The sequence below is a fragment of the Actinotignum sp. usb-actsch-213 genome (assembly GCF_059085665.1).
This window is the reverse complement of record NZ_JBHNSQ010000014.1, coordinates 1-8,903: the sequence shown is the minus strand read 5'-3', so window position 1 is coordinate 8,903 and position 8,903 is coordinate 1. Positions and strand designations below refer to the sequence as shown.

Annotated in this window: 11 protein-coding genes; 5 read left to right on the top strand and 6 right to left on the bottom strand. The window is 56.5% G+C overall.

Annotated features, from left to right (window positions below):
* From AC5RK6_RS00885 to AC5RK6_RS00865, 5 genes are all read left to right on the top strand, one after another.
* On the top strand, positions 1 to 837 hold an 837-nt coding region (locus tag AC5RK6_RS00885; protein WP_493926299.1), incomplete at its 5' end, for a hypothetical protein.
* A gap of 33 nt (positions 838 to 870) precedes the next feature.
* Positions 871 to 1,089: an HNH endonuclease gene (locus AC5RK6_RS00880; RefSeq protein WP_435732855.1), complete on the top strand. Its 219-nt coding sequence runs from the start codon at positions 871 to 873 to the stop codon at positions 1,087 to 1,089.
* Positions 1,090 to 1,127: 38 nt separating this feature from the next.
* The gene (locus AC5RK6_RS00875; protein ID WP_320757023.1) at positions 1,128 to 1,568 is read left to right on the top strand and encodes a hypothetical protein; all 441 of its coding nucleotides are present in this window, start codon (positions 1,128 to 1,130) and stop codon (positions 1,566 to 1,568) included.
* Between the two features lie 68 nt (positions 1,569 to 1,636).
* Positions 1,637 to 2,209, top strand: coding sequence for a Panacea domain-containing protein (locus AC5RK6_RS00870; protein ID WP_320757024.1), 573 nt, complete (start codon positions 1,637 to 1,639; stop codon positions 2,207 to 2,209).
* Positions 2,194 to 2,751, top strand: coding sequence for a hypothetical protein (locus AC5RK6_RS00865; RefSeq protein WP_320757025.1), 558 nt, complete (start codon positions 2,194 to 2,196; stop codon positions 2,749 to 2,751). The genes AC5RK6_RS00870 and AC5RK6_RS00865 overlap by 16 nt, the downstream gene beginning before the upstream one ends.
* A 30-nt stretch (positions 2,752 to 2,781) precedes the next feature.
* Here the strand turns inward: AC5RK6_RS00865 and AC5RK6_RS00860 are convergent, their stop codons facing one another.
* From AC5RK6_RS00860 to AC5RK6_RS00835, 6 genes are all read right to left on the bottom strand, one after another.
* Positions 2,782 to 3,147 carry an SdpI family protein gene (locus AC5RK6_RS00860; protein ID WP_320757026.1) on the bottom strand — a complete coding sequence of 122 codons (366 nt, stop codon included), beginning with the start codon at positions 3,145 to 3,147 and terminating at the stop codon, positions 2,782 to 2,784.
* Positions 3,148 to 3,341: 194 nt separating this feature from the next.
* The gene (locus AC5RK6_RS00855; protein ID WP_320757027.1) at positions 3,342 to 5,054 is read right to left on the bottom strand and encodes an ABC transporter ATP-binding protein; all 1,713 of its coding nucleotides are present in this window, start codon (positions 5,052 to 5,054) and stop codon (positions 3,342 to 3,344) included.
* On the bottom strand, positions 5,048 to 6,841 hold the full coding sequence (locus AC5RK6_RS00850; RefSeq protein WP_320757028.1) for an ABC transporter ATP-binding protein: 1,794 nt from the start codon (positions 6,839 to 6,841) through the stop codon (positions 5,048 to 5,050). The genes AC5RK6_RS00855 and AC5RK6_RS00850 overlap by 7 nt, the downstream gene beginning before the upstream one ends.
* A 12-nt stretch (positions 6,842 to 6,853) precedes the next feature.
* Positions 6,854 to 7,519, bottom strand: a complete 666-nt coding sequence (locus AC5RK6_RS00845) for a TetR/AcrR family transcriptional regulator (protein WP_320757030.1) — start codon at positions 7,517 to 7,519, stop codon at positions 6,854 to 6,856.
* A gap of 150 nt (positions 7,520 to 7,669) precedes the next feature.
* Positions 7,670 to 8,491 (bottom strand): Fic family protein, encoded by an 822-nt coding sequence (locus AC5RK6_RS00840; protein WP_320757029.1) that lies wholly within the window; start codon positions 8,489 to 8,491, stop codon positions 7,670 to 7,672.
* Positions 8,492 to 8,705: 214 nt separating this feature from the next.
* Positions 8,706 to 8,903 (bottom strand): LPXTG cell wall anchor domain-containing protein (locus tag AC5RK6_RS00835; protein WP_493926298.1); only part of this gene is annotated, 198 nt, incomplete at its 5' end.

Sequence of the window (8,903 nt, the reverse complement as noted above, 5' to 3'; positions counted from 1 at the left end):
GAAATACCCAAAGGAAACGGCTCACCCGCCCAGAAGATCGAGGAGGATCCCTTGCTAGCTTCCGAATATGCCGAGCTCATTGCCGAAGACACAAAGACTCACCGCGAACGCTTCAACGGTGCGACGCCTCGCGACAACGGCGGCGCAACCTCACAACAAGCTTTTGAAACATTTATGACGTACCCAGATTTCCCCAAAGCAATGGGGATTCTCTGCGCATATTTGGAATTAACAGGTGGCTATAACGGCCCTATTCAGAATCTTGCGGTAAGCGCACTTCCTAAACGAGGTGGCGCATACATGGGCTTCGTGGCATCCGCAGGAATGGAGGAACAGCTACTCACAGTATTCAATTCCGAGGGACAGCTCCAGAGTTGGAGAGTCTCTCTTCGCATCGATGGAGACATTGAAATTGAACTTGCCAAAGAGCTAGAAGAGCTCCAAAACGAAGAATATTTCGAACTTGAATACGGCGAAGTTCCTTATAAGTCCGAAGCGCTTTTCTTATATAGCGAAGACTTCGAAAGCTTCGATTTCCTCCTCCATTCACCGCTGCTAAGTACTGGCGTCGTCGAACAATTCGATTACATGCACTCGGTAATCGGGTACCGCAAGCGGCGCACGCAATGGCATAACCCGTATCTGTGGAACTACCTTGGGAAGTGGCTCAGTAATACCCCAGTACCTCGCTCATCTACAGAAAGACCGGGGCTTGAACAGCCTCACTATTCCGTTAGCGATCCCGTAGACGAATGGCTCGACGAGCACGGAGATGACATTGTTGAATCAGAGTTTGATGTCACTGAGATCAGTGAAAAGATTCTACGCTGGGTGTGAGAACGCCCCGCCCAACAACGGTTCCGGAAAAAGCTGCTGGAAACGAGAAAGACCTGTGAGGTATGCGGGATGAGCCGGCCGGAGATCCTCGAAGCCGCACACATTATTCCCAAGCACCTTGATTCATCCGACTCCTCCGACAACGGATTGCTACTGTGCCGCAACCACCACCGCGCCTTTGATATTGGCTGGTTACAGTACGATGCTGCGACGGCAACGCTCCGATGGAAGGAAAACTGCACTCCCTTTTAAAGTCCACTCGTGAAACACAGCGTATTTTCTAGCCCGGCTTGACTATTATTTCAAGCCGGGCTAGAATCTTGCCAACCACCTACAAGAAAGAAGAAAACGTGAATCGCCCCGTATTCAAAGTAAGAGCTGAACGTTCCGGTAAACAGTGGCACCTGGAATGCCATGCGGTTGATCATGTTTCAGAATGCCCGAAGCTTGATCAGGCTGAAGAGGTAATCCGGCACGCTATCGCATCTCAAACTGGACTCGCGGCCGATAGCTTCGATACTTCCATTGATGTCATTCTCCCCGAAGGCTTCGATATCCGAATTGCAGAAACATACCGCCTCCGCCACGAGGCAGAAGAGCTCACCCGGCAGGCTGCGGCACAAACACGCAGCATCGCACTCGACCTTAAAGAAAACGGCCTAACCCTCCGTGATATCGGCGCCATACTTGGGGTCTCGTACCAGCGGGCCGGTCAACTAACGAAAGGATAATTTCCATGCACTCGACTGCATACGAGCAACCTGTCTTATGCCAGAATGATGGGACAGGAGGTTTCCCCATGAGCATTTTTGACGTAGCCCAGTTCTTTGTTTCCCAGTCAGCGTCGGGAAGCCTGCCCGCACCCAAACTGCAAAAGTTGTGCTTCTATGCTTTTGGTTGGTACGGCTACCAAACAGGCGAAGCCCTCTTCGATAACGCTTTCTACGCAATGGAGAGTGGTCCCCTTGTGGGCGATCTTCTTACCGCATCTGCTTGCCGCGCAACTGTGGATCAAAAGCTTCTCGAAGAAGTCCATGACGCTTGGGAAGAGGAAACCAAGGAGTTCGATCTCTACACCAGCGATATTCTGAGGGCGGTCTGGGATCGGTATTGCGAAATGGCTCCTGCGGAGCTGACCCGCGCTACGCAGCAGGAGGAACCGTGGATCGAGGCATGGCAGTCTCGCCCACATGGAGCGAAGCGCGCAGAGCTGTCAAGCTTCGAGATTATCAACTACTTCGTCACAAAAAAGAGTCCTGATTTTATGCTGCCAGATCGCAAGATCCTCTACGCACCTTTCCCCTTCGAAGAAACCCCAACGCCGGCTTCGTTTTTTGAGAAACTTCGGGATTTGGGATGTCTTTCAATCTGACTCGCCTGAACGAAGATATTTTCCTCGATTCTTTCATTACAGGAAAAGACAATGACTCACTCGGAAGGTGGCTCCGCGACAAAGCTCGCAAACTCCAGGAAGAGGATACCTGCGTGGTCTGGGTACTTTGCAAAGAGAATTCGAGCGAGCCACTCGGATATTTCGCGCTTACCAGCACAAACGTCCCTACTACGAGCATTTTGAAGCGAGACCGATATCATTTCCCTGAGAATGGCAGCCTTTTGGCAGCTTACGATCATCACCCTGCTTTACTGCTAGGTAAATTCGCTCTCCACGCGGATTGTGCAGGAAAAAGCTCGCTGGGCCCCTTACTCATGGCACACGTATTTTCCAAGGCTGCAACGGTAAGCGAGATTATCGGAGTACGTTATATTATCCTCCACACACAGGTAAAATCCGTCGCTAATTATTATCAGCGTGAGTATGGTTTTGCCTCGCTCCACAGCAGCCAGGATTCCATCTTCCCGATGTACAAGACAATTAGTGCTGCACGCGAAGCTATCATCCATTTCTCACCCTAGGGAAAGCGACAGAACGATTGCCCGTCTCGTTCACCGCTCTTGCTCGCAAAGAATCGTTTTCGCAACCTTCTGGGCGCGGTGTGCGCCTGCACATATGCAGGCGAGCAGAACGAGCATACTGAGGATGATGATCGTGACGAGCGCCCCGTCGGAAAATGGGAGGAACACAGCGAAACCGCTGAAAAACAGGCATACTGTGGCGGCGGCCGTCCACGGCCAGGCTGCGGCATGCGCTTCCTGCCACGTTTCCTGGTTCGTCATGATGATTTCGGTACGGTACCCAATGAGCTCGTTGAGCTTCAGGGTCTTTTTACGGGAAGCATAAGCAAGCCAGCCGCTCAACAGCGCAGAACCCCATAACGTAACCACTATCACTACCGCGATCTGCCAGGTCATTGGCCCCTCCCGTCATCCAGCTTCGTTGCCGGTGGCGCTCTTCTCAATGAACGGTATTTTCCACGGGGTCAGTTTACCGAGTGGCAGCGTCGTCGTACCAGTACCCAACTCAAATTCGCGCCAGGTAGAAGCTGTCGGAAATTCTGACAGGGCGCTTCCCACTGGGCGCGCTGTGCTGCCGAAAACATCCGAATTCAGCGTGCCGCGAGCTGCGAAAAATCGATCACTTGATCCGCCCACGCAATTGTGGAGGGGCGGTGAGCAACCATGAGTACCGTGCGGCCCGCGGCGAGGCGCCGTATCGCTTCACCAATGACTGACTCGGTGATGCTATCCAGCGCGGAGGTAATTTCGTCGAGGAGGAGGATCGGGCTGTCCTTGAGGAAAGCTCGGGCGATGGCGACGCGTTGTTTCTCCCCGCCGGAAAGCGCATTCCCACCCGGCCCGACCTGGGTGTCCAAACCGGCGGGCAGCAGCTCGAGAACCGGATCCAGCCCGGCTTGGCTTACCGCGGTGAGGATTTCCTCCTCTGTGGCATCCGGCTTAGCCAGCGTCAAGTTTTCCCGGATGGACCCACTGAAGAGATAAACGTCCTGGAACACCATTGCGATGTGGCGCATGGGCTGGCATTCGTGAATATCGCGCCCGCCGAGAGTGATGGTTCCGCTTTGCGGCTGCCAAAAACCGGCGGCCAAAGCCAAGGCAGTAGTTTTACCGGAACCGGAGGGGCCAACCAGGGCGGTTACCTTCCCGGCCGGTGCTTTCAAGTTGAGATCACACAGCACGGGGTAGCGCGGATCGTAGCCGAAAGTCACCCCGGAAAACTCGATGGTGCTATCCGCGAGCGCGCCCGGATCCGTATTCGCAGGTACATCCGGGTCCACGTTCGCAGGCGTGGCGACAGTCGTGATATTGGGTTGTTCCTCGGCAGCCGCGATGATTTCGTGCACCCGCTCGAGAGCTTGCATGGAATCTGTAAGAGCCGTGGAGTATAAAACTGATTGCGAGAGCGGCAGATTAATACGGGTGAGAACCACGGCGATGGCCAGGAAACTCAGAAAGTCCATATCGCCACCAACCACCAGGGCTCCACCCCAGCCCAAACATATGGCGAAAGCGAGCTCAACCAACAGGAGGAACGCGGAGGCCGGGTGACTTTGACTGCGCAGCGTCCGCAGGATTCCGGTGGACTCGGCCGCGAGAGCCTCATCCAGCGGCTCCCACTGGGTTTGCCCACTGCCGCGCAGGACTTGCTGGAGTTTCGCGAATTCGATAATCCGCCCGGCTACCCGGCGCGAGAGCCGGGCTTCACTGGCTTGGGCTTCGCGCACCGCCCGGTGCATCCAGCCCCAGATGAACCACAATCCCATACTGGTCACCGCGAGGACCACCCCGAGGCGCCATTCCACCATCGTGACCACCACGGCCATGACGAAGGGAACTACCACCCCTGAGATGACCGCGGGAAATACCAAGGAAGCCAAGTGGGAGAGGGTATTGACGTCTTTCGAGGTGGCATTTATGACCGCGGTGCGGCGAGACGGGGTAAACCACCCGACCGGGAGCCGCACCACCGCCGCGCCAATTTTCTTCATGAGCTCGTCGCAGATTGCGTACACGCTCACCCGGTAGGACCAGCTCATCGTTACCAGGTAGAGGAAAAATGTGATGGCACCGCTGATGCAAACCGCAATGAGCCAAGAAGACAGCCGCCCATCGGTCGGCGCACTACCTCCAGCGCCACCGGAAACTCCGGCGCCGCCTTCGGTGAGCAGTACTCGCAGAAAACCGATGAGCATCGCTAAAGTAATGCCTTGAGCCACCGCAGCCGCGGCGTAGGCCCCGATCAGGATTTTTATTTGACGCACATCCCCCACGGCGCGCATGGCTTTAAGCATTTTCAGCATGGGATTCCTTGCTCTTTCAGCATCTCGCGGTACAGGCCCGCGGTGGCCGCGAGTTCTTCGTGGCGGCCAGATTGTACGATTCGCCCGTTATCAATTACCAGAATCTGGTCGGCTTGGGCGAGGCCACTTAGCCGGTGGGCGATCACCAAAGTAGAGCTATACCCGCGCCGCGCCGCGATGATCTGGCGCAGAGCCTGCGCGGTATGGGTATCTTGATGCGCACTTGCTTCGTCCAAAATAAGGAGCGGAGGATCGGCTAGCAAGGTACGGGCAATGCTCAAACGCTGCGCCTCACCACCGGAAAGCACGGCGGCCTCCCCCAGGATCGTGTTATATCCAGCTGGGAGCGCCTCGATGCGTTCGGTGATATGCGCCCGGGCCGCAGCTTCCTGTATCTGCGCATTTGTAGCCTCCCGGTTACCGAGCAGGAGGTTATCCCGCACGCTCACCGCGGCCAAGGACACATCTTGAAATACTGTGCCCACTTGGCTGTAGAGCCCCGCGCGGCTGTATTCGCGCAGGTCGTGCCCACCGAGGGTAATGCAGCCGCTTTCCGGATCCCAAAAACGTGCCGCGAGCGCACCTATGGTAGTTTTCCCAGCTCCCGAGGGCCCGACCACGGCGGTCAGGGTTCCGGGTGGGAGGGTGAAACTAATATGGTGCAGGACAGGCCGGCCGGGCTCGTAACCGAAGGACACATTCTGAAAACGCAGTTCCGGAGCGGCCGCAGCCTGGGCGGCCGAATCCATAGCACCCGCCGCCGGCGCCGGAGCTTGGTAGTTCCCTACTTCCTGAGGTTTTTCATCCAGCAGCGCGGCTGTGTCTTTCCCGGCCCGCAGCGAGCCTTGCAGATTCTGGGTGAGCGTCATGAGCTGCCCTAAGCCCGCGGGAAGCCCGAGCCAAATGGTGAAGAAGGCCAGGCTGCTCGCGGGCGAGATCCAGCCACTCCACACAAACCAGCAGATGAGCGGGGCGCTCCACGCGAGAATCACGCCCGGCTGGCTCAATGCGGATACCACCGCGATTCCTTTGCCGGCCCCGGCCAGCCACCGGAAGGAGGCATCGGAGTTTTCTTCCCGCGCTCTGGTGAAGCGCCCACCGACTCCGGTGGCGGGGAGCTGGTAGTTTTTGATTTCTTTTATGCCGTCGACAAGCTCCACGGTCGCTTCCGCGAGTTTCCGTTGTGCGACGTCGTAATCTTTAACGGCTTGGCCCCCGCCATTGAATGCGATCCCCATAGCTAGGCCAACGGCAACGATAAATACTCCCCCTAGAAGGAGGGCCAGCCACCAGTCGAGCACGCACAGGTAAATACCGCCCACCAGCGGCGCCACCAGTGCGCTGGCAAGTTCGGCGCTAGCATGGGCGACCAGGGTATGGATGGCGCTGGTGTCATCAACCACGATTTTTCGGATTTCTCCGGGGCCGAGCCGCCGCACTCGCCCCAAAGGCAGGGAACCTAAATGTTCGACGATACGACGCCGCAGCCGGTGCCGCAGCCCTGCTTCGCTGATATGGGTAATGCCAACTGCCCAGTTGTAACAGATATGGTGTACCAGTAAGCCCACCAGGGTGAGACCCAACCACCACCAGATACGTGCCGTGCCGCGGTCACCGAGCCAGTCATCAGCCAGACCAACTAATGCGATATAAGGAATGACCGAAGCACCGGATCCGATCCCGGCGATAATAAAGGAGACAAGCATTGATGTGCGCACGGGGGCTACCAGCTGCCAGGTACTCGGCTCGCGGGTGCGGACTGTGGTGTTCCCTTGATGGTGAGACATGGGATCTTCCTTCTACCCGAGTATATGCGTGCCGGAAGATGCCGGATCTTCTAGGAGGCTCCGCCAGCCGGCTTCCCGGAAGCTCTGAAGTAAGCCCAAGTATTTTTTAGCGTTCTCACGGTTGAGGCCTTGCCTGAGCGCACCGAAGAATCCGTACCAGCCAGTTTCGCACATGACCTGTGCGAAAGCCGGCCATACCGTATCCTCCGGGCCGAGTTCGATATATAAGCGTGCTTCGTATTCGGCTAGGTCAGCTACGAAGCTCTGATAAGGAGTTCCGGCGGACCCCCGCAAAACTAACTGAAATACGGTGAGGTGGTCATAAACATAATCGATCATCCAGTCCGTGATGCTGGTGCCAATATCCGCGCCCACGCTGCTACCACCCTGCCTCGGTTCTTCCGCGGGCGCTTTTTCGGCGAGCGACTTTTCCGTGAGAGCGAGGCCTCGCATAATGCCTTCGCGGTGCCGCTGGCGTAATTCCTGGCAACAGGGTTCCACAAGGGCCGCAAATAAAGCTTGTTTATTATCAAAGTGGGTATATAGCGCCCCGGTCGTGACATTGGCTTCTTTGGCAATCACGCGCAAGCTGGCCGCTTCGAATCCATGCTCGGAAAAATTCCGCAAAGCCGCGGCAAGGATTCGTTCCCGCGTTGAGCTATTTCCACGTGTCACCATCACAATTCCACCTCACATAACACTGTTATGCGATAAGCATAGCCCGCCCGGAACGGGGCGGCAAGGGGCTATTTCGGAGTATCGGAGGAGTATCGGAATCGGCGCTACCGTAAGTGACTGGTAACTTAAAGCACTATCTTGGCCGGTAACTTAGTCGCTATCTTGGTCGGTATCTTGGTCGGTCGACCGACCAAGTATGTCAACCTCGGTCAAAGAATCGCGGATTATCTCCAACATAAGCTCAACAAAGCTTGAGCTATCCCCTTCCTTACCCGCAACAACGAAAGCCCGGTAATAGTCCTGTTGCCGCGATTGAATAAGTTCCTCAACAGGAAGCCAGAAGAAGAGCTCCTTCCATCGCCCGAGCAGCAGGAAATGCCAGAGCCGGCCCGTACGCCCGTTGCCGTCAGCGAAAGGATGAATGAACTCGAATTCGTAATGGAAGACCGCGCTTTTTATAAGCGGATGCAACGTCGATTCCTGATACCACGCGAGCAAATGGGAGATATGTTGCGGAACTAGATCGGCTGGCGGAGCCGCGTGCACAACCACATTCCCTGCAAAGACCCCGACACCGCCAGAGCGGAACCGTCCGCTCTCGGAAACCAGCCCTCTCATCATGGTTCCGTGTGCACGCAGCACATCATGCGCCGACATTGGATCAAGTTCAGGGATTAAGTCATATGCACGGCCGGCGTTGCGCACCTCGAGAACCTGAGCGGTAACATCCGCGAAATATTCACCGCCAAGAATGGCTCGAACGGTCTCCAGCGGCAAGGAATTCCCCTCAATGGCGAGGGTGGCGTGGATTGCGCGACCGCGGTTCTCACGCCACCCAAAATCTCCCAAAGAATCCAGCCAGAATTTCCCGTCGTCCCCCGGGCGTTCCAGTTTTTCAACAAGGTTGCAGACCTGTCCAACCAGTGCCTCACAGGCAGGTGTTATGCGCAGTGGTGGTTCGTAACCGCTCATCTCCCGATGCTATCGAAGCGTCATTCCCGCCACCCATCCCACACGCCGGGGAAACTGCATGAAAGGACTACGCACGGCGCACGCAAAGGGGCCGCCCCTGATAATTCAGGAGCGGCCCTTTGCGTTAGCCATGCGGTTGCTTCCGTAACCCATTGGAAACTTCCGCAGCCACGTGGCTGGTTGGGTAGCTTTCAGCTACCTCAGCAACTGAGTGTTACTTCTTGCGGCGGCGAATCGCCACGCTACCCGCACCGGCGGCCAGCAGAGCGAAGACTGCCAGCGATGCCACATCGGCACCAGTCGCGGTCAGGCCCTTCGCCTTCTTGACCTTCTTGGTCTTCGGTGCGGCCTTGCCCGGGTCGTTCGGGTTCAACGGGTCGGTGCCGTTCTTGATTTCGTCACCGTCGTTGAT